The 15558-nt window shown below is 64.9% G+C and carries 18 protein-coding genes; 4 read left to right on the top strand and 14 right to left on the bottom strand.

The window, feature by feature from the left end:
• Positions 1 to 7: 7 nt before the first annotated feature.
• The 3 genes from JHD82_RS22390 to JHD82_RS22380 form a co-directional block, all read right to left on the bottom strand.
• Complete coding sequence (locus tag JHD82_RS22390; RefSeq protein WP_199138871.1) at positions 8 to 2221, bottom strand: TonB-dependent siderophore receptor; 2214 nt, start codon at positions 2219 to 2221, stop codon at positions 8 to 10.
• A 117-nt stretch (positions 2222 to 2338) separates the two neighbouring features.
• Complete coding sequence (locus JHD82_RS22385; protein WP_199138869.1) at positions 2339 to 2719, bottom strand: DUF2946 family protein; 381 nt, start codon at positions 2717 to 2719, stop codon at positions 2339 to 2341.
• 134 nt (positions 2720 to 2853) lie between these two features.
• Complete coding sequence (locus tag JHD82_RS22380) at positions 2854 to 3468, bottom strand: TetR/AcrR family transcriptional regulator (protein WP_012206266.1); 615 nt, start codon at positions 3466 to 3468, stop codon at positions 2854 to 2856.
• A gap of 134 nt (positions 3469 to 3602) precedes the next feature.
• Between JHD82_RS22380 and JHD82_RS22375 the strand changes: the two genes are divergently transcribed.
• A complete protein-coding gene (locus tag JHD82_RS22375) occupies positions 3603 to 3995 on the top strand; it encodes a hypothetical protein (RefSeq protein ID WP_199138867.1) in 393 nt (130 codons plus the stop codon).
• 240 nt (positions 3996 to 4235) lie between these two features.
• Positions 4236 to 4514: an H-NS family nucleoid-associated regulatory protein gene (locus JHD82_RS22370; RefSeq protein WP_012206267.1), complete on the top strand. Its 279-nt coding sequence runs from the start codon at positions 4236 to 4238 to the stop codon at positions 4512 to 4514.
• A gap of 54 nt (positions 4515 to 4568) precedes the next feature.
• Here the strand turns inward: JHD82_RS22370 and JHD82_RS22365 are convergent, their stop codons facing one another.
• From JHD82_RS22365 to JHD82_RS22335, 7 genes are read right to left on the bottom strand one after another with little or no spacing between them, the layout of a single operon-like run.
• Positions 4569 to 4973, bottom strand: a complete 405-nt coding sequence (locus JHD82_RS22365) for a RidA family protein (protein WP_012206268.1) — start codon at positions 4971 to 4973, stop codon at positions 4569 to 4571.
• A gap of 4 nt (positions 4974 to 4977) precedes the next feature.
• A complete protein-coding gene (locus tag JHD82_RS22360) occupies positions 4978 to 5430 on the bottom strand; it encodes a thioesterase family protein (protein WP_016450635.1) in 453 nt (150 codons plus the stop codon).
• Positions 5431 to 5439: 9 nt separating this feature from the next.
• The gene (locus JHD82_RS22355; protein WP_199138865.1) at positions 5440 to 7080 is read right to left on the bottom strand and encodes an AMP-binding protein; all 1641 of its coding nucleotides are present in this window, start codon (positions 7078 to 7080) and stop codon (positions 5440 to 5442) included.
• 41 nt (positions 7081 to 7121) lie between these two features.
• Positions 7122 to 8291, bottom strand: coding sequence for an acyl-CoA dehydrogenase family protein (locus JHD82_RS22350; protein ID WP_012206271.1), 1170 nt, complete (start codon positions 8289 to 8291; stop codon positions 7122 to 7124).
• 2 nt (positions 8292 to 8293) lie between these two features.
• Positions 8294 to 9151: an enoyl-CoA hydratase family protein gene (locus tag JHD82_RS22345; RefSeq protein WP_199138863.1), complete on the bottom strand. Its 858-nt coding sequence runs from the start codon at positions 9149 to 9151 to the stop codon at positions 8294 to 8296.
• A 42-nt stretch (positions 9152 to 9193) separates the two neighbouring features.
• Positions 9194 to 9997 (bottom strand): SDR family NAD(P)-dependent oxidoreductase, encoded by an 804-nt coding sequence (locus JHD82_RS22340; protein ID WP_199138860.1) that lies wholly within the window; start codon positions 9995 to 9997, stop codon positions 9194 to 9196.
• Positions 9994 to 12342 (bottom strand): bifunctional salicylyl-CoA 5-hydroxylase/oxidoreductase, encoded by a 2349-nt coding sequence (locus JHD82_RS22335; protein WP_199138858.1) that lies wholly within the window; start codon positions 12340 to 12342, stop codon positions 9994 to 9996. Before JHD82_RS22335 ends, JHD82_RS22340 begins: the two co-directional genes overlap by 4 nt.
• 187 nt (positions 12343 to 12529) lie before the next feature.
• Here JHD82_RS22335 and JHD82_RS22330 point away from each other — a divergent pair, with 187 nt between their 5' ends.
• Positions 12530 to 12784 carry a hypothetical protein gene (locus JHD82_RS22330; RefSeq protein ID WP_017407498.1) on the top strand — a complete coding sequence of 85 codons (255 nt, stop codon included), beginning with the start codon at positions 12530 to 12532 and terminating at the stop codon, positions 12782 to 12784.
• Positions 12781 to 13527 (top strand): enolase, encoded by a 747-nt coding sequence (locus JHD82_RS22325; RefSeq protein ID WP_199138856.1) that lies wholly within the window; start codon positions 12781 to 12783, stop codon positions 13525 to 13527. Before JHD82_RS22330 ends, JHD82_RS22325 begins: the two co-directional genes overlap by 4 nt.
• 19 nt (positions 13528 to 13546) lie before the next feature.
• Here the strand turns inward: JHD82_RS22325 and JHD82_RS22320 are convergent, their stop codons facing one another.
• The 4 genes from JHD82_RS22320 to JHD82_RS30505 all read right to left on the bottom strand — a co-directional run bounded on the left by JHD82_RS22320 (position 13547) and on the right by JHD82_RS30505 (position 15245).
• Entirely contained in the window at positions 13547 to 13948 is a 402-nt protein-coding gene (locus JHD82_RS22320) for a hypothetical protein (RefSeq protein WP_199138854.1), read from the bottom strand.
• Between the two features lie 174 nt (positions 13949 to 14122).
• Positions 14123 to 14527, bottom strand: coding sequence for a hypothetical protein (locus tag JHD82_RS22315; RefSeq protein ID WP_199138852.1), 405 nt, complete (start codon positions 14525 to 14527; stop codon positions 14123 to 14125).
• A gap of 197 nt (positions 14528 to 14724) precedes the next feature.
• Positions 14725 to 15078, bottom strand: coding sequence for a hypothetical protein (locus JHD82_RS22310; RefSeq protein WP_199138850.1), 354 nt, complete (start codon positions 15076 to 15078; stop codon positions 14725 to 14727).
• A gap of 68 nt (positions 15079 to 15146) precedes the next feature.
• Complete coding sequence (locus JHD82_RS30505) at positions 15147 to 15245, bottom strand: RHS domain-containing protein (protein WP_374191659.1); 99 nt, start codon at positions 15243 to 15245, stop codon at positions 15147 to 15149.
• Positions 15246 to 15558: the final 313 nt, after the last annotated feature.

Genomic DNA, 15558 nt, shown 5'->3' with positions numbered 1-15558 from the left:
GCGGGGCTCAGAACTTTGCTTGAAGGCCTACGGTGACGGTGCGGGCCGTGCCCGGCGTCACCCACAGCCGGCTGTACGAGCTGGTGTAGTAGGTCTTGTCGAAGAGGTTGTCCACGTCCAGCATCAGGCGCAGCTTGGGGCTGATGCGCCAGTAGGCAACCAGCTTGGCCGTGGTGTAGCTGGGCAGCTCGAAGGCGGCCTTGCCGGCATCGGCCTCGGCCTGCGTGCGGGCCTGGCCCAGGCGCTTGCCCATGTGGGTGACGCCGCCGCCGATGCCGTAGCGCTGGCCGTTGGAGAAGGCGTTCTCGTAGACCGCCAGCACGCTGCCATTGACCTTGGGCACGTTGAGCAGGCGCCCGCCCACCTCCAGCGTGTTGTCGCGCGAGATCTCCACATCGTTGAGCACCAGGCTCGCATTCAGGCGCCAGCGCTGCGTGACCTGGCCGGCGAAGTCGAATTCCAGGCCCCGGCTGCGGATCTCGCCGGCCGAGACCGAGTAGCCGGCGTTGCCCGGGTCGGCCGTCAGCACATTGCGCTTGCGGATGTCGAACAGCGCGGCCGTGGCACCCATGCGCTGGTCGGCGCTTTCCCACTTGGCGCCCAGCTCCATGGAACGGCCGGATTCTGGGCTGAAGCCCGCACCAGCCACATCGATGCCCACGTTGGGCCGGAACGAGCGGCCCGCGTTGGCATAGAAGGTCCATTGCGGCAGCGGCAGCCAGCTCAGGCCCAGGCGCGGCGAGGTCGAGGCGGGGTCCTGCTGGGTGGTCGCCCCCGTGCGGCGGTTGTGCAGCGACTGGTCGTAGCGGTCCATGCGCAGGCCGGCCACCACGCGCCATTGGGGCGAGAGCTTGATGGCGTCCTGCAGGTAGAAGGCCGTGTTGCGCTGGCGCTCGAAGGTGTCGGTATTGGCCGTGGGCACGGGGCGCGCGCCGCCGTAGATGGGGTTGTAGATGTTGATGGCGTAGGGATTGGCCGCCGTCGGGTTGGCGCGCAGCATCAGCGTGTCCATCTCGAAGCGAAAGCTCTCCAGGCCCAGCAGCAGTTCGTGCTCGATGGCGCCCGTGCGCACCGTGCCCTGCAGCTCGGCCTGCACGGCGATGTCGTCGGACTGGTAGTCGCGGAAACGCCGCTGGCGCGTGAGGTCGCCATTGGCCAGCAGCGCGTGCGGCTCGGTGGAAAAGCCGTTGATCGAGGTCTCGCGGTAGGACAGGCCCAGGCGGCTGCGCCACTGCGCGTTCCACTCGTGCGAGAGGATGAACTGGTGGGTGCGGTTTTCCACCGTCACATCGCCGTCGCCCGGCTCGCCCAGGAAGCGGCTGCGCGAGATGGCGCCCAGCCGGTCGCCCACGGCCACCACGCCGCGGTCCAGCGGCGTCTTGTGGCGCAGCAGCTCGCCCGAGTACTCCAGCACCGTATCGCGCCCCAGCTTCCAGGTGAAGGCCGGTGCGATCACCTGGCGGCTGGCGCCCACGAAATCGCGGAAGCTGTCGCGGTCCTCCACGGCGATGTTGAGCCGGTAGGCAAAGTTCTCGCCCACCGGTCCCGTGGTGTCCAGCGCGCCACGCCGCAGGCCGTAGCTGCCCGCATAGGCTTCCACGGAATGCGAAGACGTCCACAGCGGGCGCTTGGAGACGACGTTCAGCGTGCCGCCCGGCTCGCTGCTGCCGTAGAGCGCAGCGGCCGTGCCCTTGAGGAACTCGATGCGCTCCACGCCGGCCAGATCACGCGGCGCATTGAAGCCGCGCCCCGAGGAAAAACCGTTGAACAGGGTGGCCATGCCCACGTTCTGGTCGCCGGGCAGGCCGCGGATGACGATGTTGTCCCACAGCCCGCCAAAGTTGTTCTGGCGCGAGACGCCGCCCACGTAGTCCAGCACGTCGTCAAGTTTGGTGGCGCCCAGGTCGTCCATGGCCTGGCGCGTGATCACGCGCACCGACTGCGGCAGCTCGCGCAGCGGCAGGTCGGTCTTGGCGCCGGCCGCCTCGTCGGTGTGATAGGCGCCCGAGGCCGTTCGGCCCACGACTTCCACGGCAGGCAGCAGCGCCTGCTCCTGCGGGGAAGCGGAAGCGGAGGCGGCGGCGGGGCCGGGGCCAGGGCCGGAGGACGGATCCTGGCCTTGGGCCAGCGCAGGCATGGACAGGAAGGCGGCAGCGCTCAGGGCAAGCGGCAGCGGGCGAAGGCGGGGAAGCGGCTTCGCGGGGAAGAAGAAGGCAGTCATGGTGAAAACGGGCACAGGCGCATGCCGCCGGCATCCACAGCCGGCGCGCGCAAACACGGACATGCCGCCAGCACCAACGGGCGCTGGCGGCAGAGAAGGAGAAAAGTGCTTGCGGGTTCAGCGCGGCGGGTCGCGCGATGCGAAGGCCCAGCGGTTCTGCGAGGGGATGGCGCCGCCCACGGTGCGCGGCGGCACCCTCTCGGGCGGCGCGGCCACGGCCAGCGGCAGGCCGAAGTGCGGCAACCAGGCCGCCGCATGCGGTGCATGGCCCATGCACCATGCGCAGACGGCTTCGGCGGCTTCAGCCTTTTCGCCAGCCTGGCCGCGTTGGCCGGCCTGGCCGGCCAGCGCATCCTCTTCGCAGCCGTTGAGGCCCACAAAAGCCTGTGCAGGCCCGGCCGCCGCCTGCCGGATATGCGTTGCGCCGTGCAGGGGCATGCCAATGGCCGTGTTGAAGAACACGGCCAGCAATAGCAGGCGCAAAACAAGCAGACGCATAAGTCGGCGATCTTACTATTGACAGTTGAATATCATTAACAACCCGCCGCCATTTTCTGCACAGGGCCGGGACAGCAGCGCGGAAATATGTCACCGGCATGTGACAGGCCGATTGGCGATTTTCAGCCTTGCGCCTATTTATCTGCCGGCCCCACCCCCCGGAAGAACATGTCGCAGATCTGGTCCGCCACCTTCTCCAGCGAGCCCTTGCGGGGGTTGAACCAGGACTGTATGGAATTGATGCTGCCCAGGATCATGATGCGCGCCAGGTGGATGTCGGCGTCGGCCCGCAGGCGGCCCTCGGCACGCAGGTCTTCCAGCAGGCCGCTCCAGAATTTCTGGTGGCGCTCGCGGCGCTTGATCTGGCGCTCGCGCACCTTGTCGGGCAGTTGGCCCAGCAGCCGGCCATGGGCCAGGGCGAAGTCGCCATGCTTTACCAGCCCCGCCATCTGGCCCAGCACGGCTGCACGAAAGCGCTGCTCGGCCGTGGCGTCGGCGCCCAGCGCGGCAAGGCGCTCCTGCTGCTGGCTGATGATGCGGTTGCCGCCCTGCTCCATGACCTCGTCCACCAGTTCCTCCTTGGAGGCGAAGTGATAGTAGATGCTGGCGGCCTCGATCCCGGACTGCTCGGCAATGTTGCGCATGGTGGTGGCAGAGTAGCCCTGCTCACCGAAGGTGCGGGCGGCCAGCTTGAGAAGGGTCTCGCGGGTCTCGTTGCCGTCGTGGGCGCTGGTCTGCCTTCTTGCCATGTCTGCCAGGTGGTGGATCGTTGTAGTGCGGCGATCCTAACAGGCTGTTGGTAGCGCGCCAATCAAGCGTTCGGTGCCTGCCGCCCGCCGACTGCCGCATGGCCGGACCGCGAAATCCGATTCAAGAATCACCCTTGAAACAACTGCAGGCTGCAATGGCTCCGGCAATCGGGCAGCCGATGCGCTTGTCCTGTATCGACAGAAGGTGCCGCCATTCACCATTCGAACAAGCGGTCTTTGACAATAAAAAAAACCTATCCTGCACATCGATTATTCAAATGAAACCACAGGTATCAATCAATGCATTGAATAACTCGATCAAATCACATGTAATATATTTTATAAATCACTTTTATGATTTGATTGATAAAATGCAAATGTTGATTGTTTTCCATAACCGGGGCGGAACTTTCGCGGACAACCTTGCGCACTCCCCTGAAAAAGCCATGACAGCACGTCGTCTCCAGAGGAGGAAGCGCCAACCACAGTGCTCTGCAAATGTAACAACGGCACAACAGCTTTTGTAAAGTGCCGGTTATCCAGATTGCCCTGGATATAATGCGGATCGCCTTGGAATATGCCCGGGCATGAGAAGAAGCGCCTACCCTCCATAGAGCGCCAACATCATCAGTATTTGTACTTACGGTGAGTTCTTCATCCCCACTGCACATGCACCAGAATTGACCATTCTGCAAAGAGTCCTGGGTCCAGGCTCTTGCTGCGCAGTTTTCACACAAATAGCCGCACTTAGAAATTCTTCCATCAAGATGACTACATACCAAGAGCTGATTGCCCAGAAAAAATTGCTCGACCAGCAAATCGACGATGCCCGCAAGCTGGAGTCCAAAGCGGCCCTGGCATCAGTGCAGGAGCTGGTCCGTGAGTTCGGCTTCACGGCGCAACAGGTCTTCCCCTGGAAGCCCGATGGCAAAAAGAGCGCTCCCGCCAAATACCAGGACCCCGAGTCCGGCAAGACCTGGACCGGCCGCGGCAAGCCGCCGAACTGGATCCTGGGCAAGGACCGCACCCTGTTCGAAATCAAGTGAGTCCCTGCCGCGCATGGGCCCGCCCGCACGGCGGCGCACATGCGCGGATGAGCGTCATGCAGGCACCACCGCCGTGACCTCGATCTCCACCTTGGCCCGGTCTTCCACCAGATCCGCCACCTCCACCGCCGTCATGGCCGGGAAATGCCGCCCGATCAGTTCGCGGTAGTGCTTTCCAATGGCCGGATAGGCAGCCACGTATTCCTGCTTGTCGGTCACATACCAGGTCATGCGCACGATGTGCTCGGGCCTGGCGCCGCCTTCGGCGAGGATGGCGACGATATTGGCCAGCGCCTGCCGCACCTGTTCCGCAAAGTCGTCCGACTCGAATTGCTGCTGGCCGTTCCAGCCAATCTGGCCGCCGACGAACACCAGCCGGGAGCCGACCGTCATCTCGGTCAGGATGCCATTGGCATAGCCTCGGGGCGCCAGCCAGTCCGGGGGTTGCAGAGTCTTCATTGCTTCATCCTGTTCTCGTTGAATCCGTAAAACCGTCCTGCGGCACCAGATAGGCCTGCAGGCGCTCGCGCAGATCGGCCGGCAGTGGCGTGGCCTTCATGCTGCGCAAATCCATGGTGACGATGGTCATGCGTGCAGACAGCCGGCGTTGGCCATCTGGCCCCTCGAAACGCACATCGAACTGGAACGATGCCCCGCCGATGCGGCGCACCTCCAATACCTGGCGCAGCGTGTCGTGCCAGCGGCTGGGCGCCGTGAAATCGCATTGCACCGACACCGTGGGCGTGCCCACCTGGCGCTGTACATGCAGGGTGTGAAAGGGCAGGCCCATTCCCCTGTCGAACCATTCCTCGACCAGGTCGTTGACCATCTCGAAATAGCGCGGGTAAAAGACGATGCCGGCCGGATCGCAATGGCGAAACAGCACCTGCACCTGGCTGACGAAGGCGGAGGCCATGGCGCGCGCTCACGGCATCTTGCGCAGCACGAATCGCTGCAGCTTGCCGGTCTCGGTGCGCGGCAGGGCCGGCACGAAGACAATGGCGCGCGGGTACTTGTAGGGCGCAATGCTGGCCTTGACGAAGGCCTGCAGCGTGGCGGCCATGTCGTCGCCGGCCGCAAAGCCGGGCTTGAGCACCACAAAGGCCTTGACCACCTGGCCGCGCTCGTCGTCTGCCGCGCCGATCACGCCGCATTCGGCCACGGCCTCGTGGCGCAGCAGCGCATCCTCCACCTCGGGGCCGGCAATGTTGTAGCCGGCCGAGATGATCATGTCGTCATTGCGCGCCTGATAGAACAGATAGCCGTCGGCGTCGCGCACAAAGGTGTCGCCGGGCAGGTTCCAGCCGTTTTGCACAAAGCGCTTCTGGCGCTCGTCTGCAAGATACCGGCAGCCGGTCGGCCCCTTGATGGCCAGGCGGCCGGGCGTGCCGTCGGGCACGGGCTCCATGTCGTCGTCCACCACCTGGGCCACGTAGCCGGGCACGACCTTGCCGATGGCGCCTGCGCGCACCTCCTCGGGCGGGCTGGACACGAAGACGTGGATGAGCTCGGTGCCGCCGATGCCGTCGATCATCTCGATGCCCGTGGCCTGCTTCCACAGCTGGCGCGTGGCGTCCGGCAGGGCCTCGCCGGCCGACACGCTTTTCCTGAGCGACGACAGGTCGAAGCGCGCTGCCTGCGCCGCCATCTGCCGGTAGAAGGTGGGCGCGGTGAAGACGATGGTGGCGCGGAAATCCTGCACCAGCTGCAGCAGCCCTTCGGGGGTGAGCTTTTCGGCCAGCACGGTGCTGGCGCCCACGCGCAGCGGAAAGCACAGCAGCCCGCCCAGGCCAAAGGTGAAGGCCAGCGGCGGCGTGCCGCAGAAGATGTCGTCCGGGCCCGGCCGGATCACATGACGCGGAAACAGGTCGCACATGGCCAGCACGTCGCGGTGGAAATGCATGCAGCCCTTGGGCGCGCCCGTGGTGCCGCTGGTGAAGGCGATCAGGCAGACATCGTCTGCCGCCGTATCGCAGCAGGCGAAGGTGTCGGGCTTGGCTGCGGCCAGGGCGTCCAGCGCATCGGCTGCGCCGTCGTTGAAATACAGCACGCGCGAAAGGTCCGGGCAATGGTGTTCATGGCCGGGCTGCAGGCACAGCTGCACCTCGTCCTTGAGGCGCACATCGCACAGCACGGCCTGCACCTGGGCCTTGGCGATGATCTGCTGCAGCTCCTTGGCACGCAGCAGCGGCATGGTGGGCACCGTCACCAGCCCGGCCTTGATGGCGGCCAGCCAGGACGCGGCCATCATGGCGTTGTTGGGGCCGCGCAGCAGCAGCCGGTTGCCGGGCACCAGCTGCAGGTCTTCCACCAGCACATGGGCGATGCGGTTGGTCAGCGCCTGCAGTTCGGCATAGGTCATGGCGGCCTGGTCCGCGCCCTGCCTCCAGCGCAGGGCCACGCGGCCGCCATGGCCGCGCACCACCATGGCATCGACCAGTTCGGCCGCGCAGTTCAGGCGTTCGGGATAGGCCACGTCCGGCCCGTCGAGCAGGAACTCGGGCCATTGGTCGGGTGGCGGCAGATTGTCCCGGGCGAAAGTATCGATGTGGGCGGAGGCTTGCATGCGATGTTCCCTGGCTTTGCGTTGAATGGGCAGCCTGCCGCTCAGGCCTTGAGCAGCTCGCGCGCGATGATGAGTTTCTGCACCTCGGTCGCGCCCTCGTAGATGCGCAGCGCGCGGATCTCGCGGTACAGCGTCTCCACCGGCATGCCCGAGACCACGCCCGCCCCGCCGAACATCTGCAGCGCGCGGTCGATCACGGCCTGGGCCGATTCGGTGGCCGTCATCTTGGCCATGGCCGCCTCGCGCGTGGTGCGCGTCTTCTTCACATCGCGCATCCAGGCGGCGCGGTAGGTCAGCAGGGCCGATGCGTCGATGGCCGTGTCCATGTCGCCCAGCGCGGCCTGGGTCAGCTGCAGGTCGCCCAGGGTCTGGCCGAACATGCGGCGCGACTTGGCGCGTGCCAGGCCTTCGTCCAGCGCGCGGCGCGCAAAGCCCAGTGCGGCGGCGGCCACCGAGGCGCGGAAGATGTCCAGCGTCATCATGGCCAGCTTGAAGCCCTGCCCCGGCTCGCCCAGGCGCTGCGACACGGGTATGCGGCAGTTGTCGAAGCGGATGGTGGCCAGCGGGTGCGGCGCGATCAGTTCGATGCGCTCGCCGATCGAAAAGCCCGGCGTGTCCGCATCGACCACGAAGGCGCTGATGCCGCGCGCGCCCGGCGCCTCGCCCGTGCGGGCGAACACGCAGTAGAAGTCGGCAATGCCGCCGTTGGAGATCCAGGTCTTGGCACCGTTGAGCACGTAGTGGTCGCCTTCGAGCCGTGCCTCGCAGGCCATGGCGGCCACGTCGGAGCCGGCATCGGGCTCGGACAGCGCAAAGGCCGCAATGGCCTCGCCGCGCGCCACGCGCGGCAGGTAGCGCTGGCGCAGCGCATCCGACCCCATGAGCGATATCGCACCGCTGCCCAGGCCCTGCATGGCAAAGGCGAAGTCGGCCAGGCCTTCATGGCGGGCCAGGGTCTCGCGCAGGATGCAGACCGCGCGCGAGTCCACCTCGGGCAAGGCCCCGCCCCATGCGCCGCCGGGGCCGGACGGCACGGCATAGCGCAGCCAGCCGGCCTCGCCCAGGGCCTTCACCAGTTGGCGGCAGGCCGCATCGGCATCGTGGTGGTCCACGTCGCCCAGGGATTGGGCGCACCAAGCATCGGCCTCATGCGCCAGCGTGCGGTGGGCGTCGTCGAAGAAGGGCCAGTCCAGCCAGGAGGAATCACGCATTTTCAGTTTCCTTCAAAGACAGGCTTTTGCTTGGCCACGAAGGCCTCGTAGGCGCGGTGGAAGTCGCGCGTCTGCATGCAGATGGCCTGGGCCTCGGCTTCGGCCTCGATGGCCTCGTCCACGCCCATGCTCCATTCCTGGTGCAGCAGCTTCTTGGTCACGCCATGGGCAAAGGTGGGGCCGGCGGCCAGCTGGGCGGCCAGCGCATGGGCGGCTTCGCCGATCTGTTCGGCGCCATGCAGGGCATTGAAGAAGCCCCAGGCAGCGCCCTCCTCGGCCGTCATGGCGCGGCCCGTGTACAGCAGCTCGGAGGCGCGGCCCTGGCCGATCATGCGCGGCAGCAGCGTGCAGGCGCCCATGTCGGCACCGGCCAGGCCCACGCGGGTGAAGAGAAACGCCGTGCGCGCGGCGGGCGTGCCCAGGCGCATGTCGGCCGCCAGTGCCACCATGGCGCCCGCGCCCGCGCAGATGCCGTCCACCGCCGCCACAATGGGCTGCGGGCAGGCGCGCATGGCCTTGATCAGATCGCCCGTCATGCGCGTGAAGTCCAGCAGCTCGGGCATGCTCATCTTGGTGAGCGGGCCGATGATCTCGTGCACATCGCCGCCCGAGCAGAAATTGCCGCCCGCGCCCGTGACCACCACGGCCTTGATGTCGGTGGCATAGACCAGGGCGCGGAACAGGTCGCGCAGCTCGGCGTAGGAGCCGAAGGTCAGCGGGTTCTTGCGCTCGGGCCGGTTCAGGGTGATGGTGCCGATCTTGCCGTCGGCCGATACCTGCCACACAAAGGTCCTGGCCTCGTAGCCGGCCAGGGGTCGCTTGTGGTGCTTCATGCTGTGTTCTTCGGGCTGGGTGCTCATGGTGTCTCCATCAAGAATTCAGAAAACGGGAGTGGACCGGGTTCAGCCGGTCATCACCTCGCCGCCGTCGACGGCAATGGACTGGCCGTTGACCGAGGCGGACGCCGGCAGGGCCAGCCAGGCCACGGTCTCGGCCACTTCCTCGGGCTGGACCAGGCGGCCCTGCGGGTTGCGTTCGGCCAGCCTGGCGCGGGCCTCATCCGCCGTCATGCCGGTCTTGTCCACGATGTTGGCCACGGCGCCGCGCACGATGTCGGTCTCGGTGTAGCCGGGGCAGACGGCATTCACCGTCACGCCCTTGCCCGCCGTCTCCAGCGCCAGCGAGCGCGTGAGGCCGATCACGCCATGCTTGGCCGCGCAATAGGCGCTGACATAGGCATAGCCGATCAGCCCTGCCGTGCTGGCCACATTGATGATGCGGCCCCAGCGCGCAGCCAGCATGCCCGGCAGCGCGGCCTGCATGCAGTGGAAGGTTCCTGTGAGATTGACGGCCAGCATGGCCTGCCACAGTGCGGCATCGGTGCGCTCGAACTTCTGGCTGCTGGCCTGGCCCGCGTTGTTGACCAGCACCTGCACGGGGCCGAAGGCCGCCTCGGCCTGCGCGAAGGCCTGGCGCACCGAAGCCTCGTCGGCAATATCCGCCTGCACGGACTGCACCATCTGTGCTGCCTGTGCCGTGCCGCCCAGCTCGCGCACGGCAGCCTCCAGCGCCGCACCATCGCGTCCCAGCAGCGTGACCCGCGCGCCGCGCGCCAGCAGCGCCCGCGCGCAGGCCAGGCCTATGCCGCGCGCCCCGCCCGTCACCAGGGCATGGCGCCCTTCCAGGGCTTGTGAACTTGGAGTCATTTGAGGTCCAACTGCGCCATGGCGGCGGCGCGTTCGAAGTTGGTTTCCAACTGGCGCTTGCCGGGCTGGTACTGGTTCGGCCAATCCACATCGTGGGCGCCCAGGCGCGCAGCCTCGCGCAGCGTCCAGGCCGCATCGGCCAGGTGCGGACGCGCCAGCGCGCACAGGTCGGCGCGGCCCGAGGCGATGATGGCGTTGGCATGGTCGGCCTCGAAGATGGCGCCCACGGCAATGGTCGGTATGCCGGCCTCGTTGCGAACACGGTCGGCAAACGGCGTCTGGTACATGCGGCCGTACACCGGCTTCTGGTCGGGGCTGACCTGACCCGAGGAGCAATCGATCATGTCGGCGCCCGCCGCCTTGAAGCGGCGTGCGATCTCCACCGCATCGTCGGGCGTGATGCCTCCTTCCACCCAGTCATGGGCCGAGATGCGCACCGACATGGGCCGGTCCTGCGGCCAGGCTGCGCGCACCGCCTCGAACACCTCCAGCGGAAAGCGCAGGCGGTTGTCCAGGCTGCCGCCATATTCGTCATCGCGCTGGTTGGTCAGCGGCGAGATGAAGCTGGACAACAGATAGCCGTGGGCGCAGTGCAGCTCCAGCCAGTCAAAGCCCGCTGCCGCGGCGCGCCGCGTGGCGGCCACGAAGTCCTCGCGCACGCGGTCCATGTCGGCGCGGGTCATGGCGGCGGGCACCTGCGAGAGGCCCTCGATATAGGGCAGGGCCGATGCCGACAGCAGCGGCCAGTTGCCCTGCTCCAGCGGATGGTCGATCTTTTGCCAGCCCAGCTGGGTGGATCCCTTGCGCCCCGCATGCCCCAGCTGCACGCCAATGTGCGCCCCGCCCTGCGCGTGCACGAAATCGACAATGCGCCCAAAGGCCTGCGCCTGCTCGTCGTTCCACAGCCCGGGGCAGCCGGGCGTGATGCGCGCGTCGGGCGAGGTGCAGGTCATCTCCACCATCACCAGGCCCGCGCCGCCCATGGCGCGCGCGCCCAGGTGCACCAGGTGGAAGTCGCTAGGCACGCCGTCGGTGCAGGAATACATGGCCATGGGCGAGACCACGATGCGGTTCTTCAGCCGCAGGCCGCGCGCCTGGTAGGGCGTGAGCATGGGCATGGGCGGGCGGCGGCCTTCGGGCACGGTCTCGCCCGCATGCTCGGCAATCCAGCGCTCGAAGCCCTGCAGCCAGGCGGCATCGCGCAGGCGCAGGTTCTCGTGCGAGATGCGCTGCGAGCGCGTCAGCAGCGAATAGGCGAACTGCTCCGGCTCCAGGCCCGCATAGCGCTCCACGTTCTCGAACCATTCCGTGGAATTGCGCGCCGCGTTCTGGATCTTGAGCACCTCCACGCTGCGCACATCCTCGTAGTGGCGCAGGCCGGCCTCGATGCCCGCCGCAGACCGCAGGCTGCGTGCCAGCTCGATCGCATCCTCCAGCGCCAGCTTGGTGCCCGAGCCAATCGAGAAATGCGCCGTGTGCGCCGCATCGCCCATCAGCACCACGGGCACGCTGCGCGGGCCGCGCGGCGTGTCCAGCGCATTCCAGTGCACCCAGGTATTGCAGATCACGCGCGGAAAGCGGATCCAGATGGCCGAGCCGCGCAGGTGCGTGGCATTGCTGACCAGGGCATGGCCGTCCAGCCAGGGGGCGAACAGCTTCTCGCAATAGGCAATGCCCTCTTCCTGGCTCATCTGCTCTATGCCGGCGGCCTGCCAGGTCTCCTCGGGCGTCTCCACGATGAAGGTGGACATGCCGTCTTCGTAGCGGTAGGCATGGGCCTGGAACCAGCCGTGCTCGGTCTGCACGAAGGCGAAGGTGAAGGCATCGAACACCTTGGTCGTGCCCAGCCACACGAAGCGGCAGCGGCGCTGGTCGATATCGGGCCGAAAGGTATCGGCATAGCGCGTGCGCACCTGGCTGTTGATGCCGTCCGAGGCGATGACCAGGTCGGCGTCGTACTCGCGCGCAATCGCCTGGTCGTCCTGCACGAAGTTCTCGAACACCAGCTTCACGCCCACGTCCTCGCAGCGCGCCTGCAGGATGTTGAGCAGCTTCTTGCGGCCTATGCCGATGAAGCCATGGCCGCTGCTGCGCAGGCTGCGGCCCTTGAAGTGGATGTCGATATCGTCCCAGTGGTTGAAGGCGTCACCAATCGTGCGGGCCGACACCGGATCGGCCTCGCGCAGGTTGTCCATGGTGGCGTCCGAGAACACCACGCCCCAGCCAAAGGTGTCGTAGGGCCGGTTGCGCTCCACCACCGTGACCTCGTTGGCGGGGTCCTGCAGCTTCATCAGCAGGCCGAAGTACAGGCCGGCGGGACCCCCACCGATACAGACGATCTTCATACCGCAAACCCTTTTCTCGCAGGGCGACGGCACAGGACGCCCCAGGTTCAGAATCCAGGCCCAAGAACTTTAAGCCTGAATAGTTTAGGTTTGAAATATATAGACGAAACGCCGGCACGAACCTAGGGAGAACACGCATGAGCCCCTCGACAGCCGCTACGATGCCGGATCGCCAGGAGGATCTCCCTTGGAAAAATACCGGTTCAATGTCTTCGGCCGCATCATCGCCATCGAACGCGCGCAGGCCCAGTGGCGCTGCTTCAACGTCGGCGCCGACGGCAAGCGCGCGCCCGCCCTGCTGGCCATTCCCTGCGATGTCACCCACGCCGAACTGGCGCAGTACCTCTACGACATCTACCACGAGAGCGCGGCCGCATCGGACCAGGACATCTTCGAGATCACCCCCGGCACCACCATCCCCTCACCCAGGAGTTCCTCTTGACCCAGCAAACCGAAGTCCGCGAACTGAAGCCGGGCCTCACCCCCTTTCCCGCCGCCGCCGACATCTTCGTGGCCGACCAGCCCTGGCTGGCCGAGCACCTGCTGCCGCTGATCTCCATCGACCTGGGCCTGGTGCGGCCCGAACTGGCCGGCACCGTGGTCCACATGCTGTGCCCCGTCGAGCCCTTCGAGGGCTGCATCGGCGATGAGACCGAAGCCCACCACAACGCCTTCACCGCCCCCAACTGGTTTGCGCTGGAGCTGACGCCCGACAACCGCTATCGCTTCCTGGGCAACGAAGGCTTCTTCCAGCGCGCGCCGCAGCATGGCGGCCAGTTCACCAAGGATGCCTTCGCCTGCGAGCACACCGACGAAATGCTGGCCAGCCACGCCAAGGCCAGTGCCTACTACGCCGAGCACGGCCGCCTGGCCAGCTACTCGCGCTACGGCAAGGGCGAGCCCATGGAGCAGGACTACCTGGACAGCCTGGGCGGCGGCATCTGGTACGGCAACTGGACCAGCCACCCGCCCATTCCCCCGGCCTTCCAGCTGGACGAAGCGGAAAACGCCGGCATGGGCGATGAACTGGAAGACGACGGCATCCGCATCACCCGCGACGGCAAGCCCTTCTTCCACGTGGCCAACGTGGCCGGCTACAACTGGTGCGCCACGGGCGCGGACAGCATCCTGCTGTTCTACGAGCCGGAAAGCCGCACGGTGCTGTTCACGTTCGACTGGACCTGAGCCGGCCGAGCAGCGCCGCTCAGACGCGGCCCTGCTCGGGCGTGACGATCAGATGCGCCAGCAGCGGCCGGATGCGATCGTCCTGGTAGTAGCCGCCGTATTCCGTGTAGCGCAGAAAGGCGGCGTTGCAATGGTGGCAATGCCAAAGTGTGCAGCGGTTGTACGGGTGCCAGCCCAGGGCGATGGGGGCATCCGGCGACCACTGGTTCGTGCCGTGTGGGTGGTATTCATCGAGCATTTCCCGTGTCTCCGGCGTGCCCAGCGCACCAACCTGCTGCAGGTGCGAAGTCTTGTCCGCTCCCGACAAGGACTCCCAGCCCGGCCTCCACAGCACCGCGCAGTCCGCGCATCGCTGCTGCTCGGCCGCCGCCGCAGCGAAGGCTCTCAATTCGGGTTCGGCAAGGGGGGTTGAAGTTGTCATGGAACGGTGCCTTGGTTTCCATGGATTGTCCGGCAGGTTTGGGGGCGGGCTACCAGTGGAAAACATCTTGTTGTTCCACGAACCTGGCAACGCTACGGTACTCTTCACCACCGACTGGACATCACGGTCAGCCATGGCCTTGCCCCGGCCAGTCGGCTGGCAGGCATGCCCGTGTCAATCCAGCGGCTCGGGGCAGCCAGCGGCGTTGCTCTCCTCCAGACAATCGAACGCCCTTTCGGCACAGGTCACCACTCTCGTCCATTCGGCAACTTGTATGTAGAAGCCGTCCGGCATGTCCGTGCCGTACGCCTCAAAGACGGCATTGATGGCATCCACCAATTGCCCCATCAGTGCTGCCTCCTGCTCATCGAGAAGAATTTCACCGATTGCCATACGAGCATCACTGCCAAGATCCGTATCGTCAAAAATGAAATGTATGGCCCAATCAAGATGGTCGTATTGAACGTCTGCAGGAAAGTCCTGATTCACCCAGGCTTTCATTTGATACTTCAAATCCTTGAGTTTCCTCAAATATCCGAGCAATTCCATTCTCATTTCAGGATATTTCAAGCGAGGCATTTCAATATCTTCCTATCCTGTTACCCGCCGATTGTGAGTAGCCCTGGAGCGTGTTATGCACTTTATAAAATCAATAAGATTTTATCTCCTTTATTAACTAGATTAATAATTAAATTAATGACAGCATTAAGATGAAAGGAACTTATAATACCCCGTTGGTAGCACCTTCACGATCTCCCCTGTAGATTCCAAATAAATCAAGGCAGATTTAATCGCATCGCCTGTATCTTGGTTTTTGAAATTAAATTTAATCGATTCGAAATAGAAGAATAATCTATTTTCGCTAAAAAATCTCCATTCGACAGGAAATAATCATTTATATCAATAACCGTACCTTCATGAGAGAATTCATAACCACACCCATGCTTTTTAAATTCCCATTTATTCATTTCTTCATCAAAAACAAATCCGCTGCGAGGAAGAAATTCTATGTTTGATAGCTTCACAAGATCACTATGGGCTCTGATGAAAGAAAGATGTAGAATCTCCTGTTTTTCTACATATTTTTTTATGCCAAAAGCAATATTTTTGATAAGGGAATAATCTACCATAATCAATACCTTGTTCTATTTAAACGAGCAGCGGCGGCGTCTTGAGCCTGTCCCGGCAGCCGCATCGCCTAGTGGATGCCTTGCGGGTTGTACTCCTGCAGCACATTGCCCCAGGGGTCCAGCTTTGCTGCCCAGGCCACTTGGCCGGTCTGGTCCGTCAGGGCCATTGGCGTGCCCAGTGGGTCGCAGTGGTAGTGGGATGGCGATGCGCTGTTGCCGCTCCTGTTCCTGCAGTTTTGCCTGCATGCCGCTCAGTAGGCGTGTGGCCCCCTGGGCCTGTTCGCCTAGGATCGCCTGGGCGCTGGGCTGCAGGCTGTGCGCATGGCGCTGAGCATAAAATCGCCCATCTGGCACCTGTCTCTTATACACATCTCCGAGCCCACGAGACGCTGACGTTGATCGCGTATGCCGTCTTCTGCTTGAAAAAGGGGGGGGGGGGGGGGGGGGGGGGGGGGGGGGGGGGGGGGGGGGGGGGGGGGG

Origin of the sequence: Delftia sp. ASV31, assembly GCF_016428765.1 — a bacterium.
Lineage (GTDB): Bacteria > Pseudomonadota > Gammaproteobacteria > Burkholderiales > Burkholderiaceae_C > Comamonas > Comamonas acidovorans.
The sequence above is the reverse complement of the archived record's forward strand: the minus strand, read 5'-3'. Positions and strand labels throughout refer to the sequence as shown.

Excerpts from the sequence above, each read along its gene's own strand:
- JHD82_RS22390 (WP_199138871.1), bottom strand. The coding sequence starts at position 2,221 with ATGACTGCCTTCTTCTTCCCCGCGAAGCCGCTTCCCCGCCTTCGCCCG.
- JHD82_RS22385 (WP_199138869.1), bottom strand. The coding sequence starts at position 2,719 with ATGCGTCTGCTTGTTTTGCGCCTGCTATTGCTGGCCGTGTTCTTCAAC.
- JHD82_RS22380 (WP_012206266.1), bottom strand. The coding sequence starts at position 3,468 with ATGGCAAGAAGGCAGACCAGCGCCCACGACGGCAACGAGACCCGCGAG.
- JHD82_RS22370 (WP_012206267.1), top strand. The coding sequence starts at position 4,236 with ATGACTACATACCAAGAGCTGATTGCCCAGAAAAAATTGCTCGACCAG.
- JHD82_RS22365 (WP_012206268.1), bottom strand. The coding sequence starts at position 4,973 with ATGAAGACTCTGCAACCCCCGGACTGGCTGGCGCCCCGAGGCTATGCC.
- JHD82_RS22360 (WP_016450635.1), bottom strand. The coding sequence starts at position 5,430 with ATGGCCTCCGCCTTCGTCAGCCAGGTGCAGGTGCTGTTTCGCCATTGC.
- JHD82_RS22355 (WP_199138865.1), bottom strand. The coding sequence starts at position 7,080 with ATGCAAGCCTCCGCCCACATCGATACTTTCGCCCGGGACAATCTGCCG.
- JHD82_RS22350 (WP_012206271.1), bottom strand. The coding sequence starts at position 8,291 with ATGCGTGATTCCTCCTGGCTGGACTGGCCCTTCTTCGACGACGCCCAC.
- JHD82_RS22345 (WP_199138863.1), bottom strand. The coding sequence starts at position 9,151 with ATGAGCACCCAGCCCGAAGAACACAGCATGAAGCACCACAAGCGACCC.
- JHD82_RS22340 (WP_199138860.1), bottom strand. The coding sequence starts at position 9,997 with ATGACTCCAAGTTCACAAGCCCTGGAAGGGCGCCATGCCCTGGTGACG.
- JHD82_RS22335 (WP_199138858.1), bottom strand. The coding sequence starts at position 12,342 with ATGAAGATCGTCTGTATCGGTGGGGGTCCCGCCGGCCTGTACTTCGGC.
- JHD82_RS22320 (WP_199138854.1), bottom strand. The coding sequence starts at position 13,948 with ATGACAACTTCAACCCCCCTTGCCGAACCCGAATTGAGAGCCTTCGCT.
- JHD82_RS22315 (WP_199138852.1), bottom strand. The coding sequence starts at position 14,527 with ATGCCTCGCTTGAAATATCCTGAAATGAGAATGGAATTGCTCGGATAT.
- JHD82_RS22310 (WP_199138850.1), bottom strand. The coding sequence starts at position 15,078 with ATGGTAGATTATTCCCTTATCAAAAATATTGCTTTTGGCATAAAAAAA.
- JHD82_RS30505 (WP_374191659.1), bottom strand. The coding sequence starts at position 15,245 with ATGGCCCTGACGGACCAGACCGGCCAAGTGGCCTGGGCAGCAAAGCTG.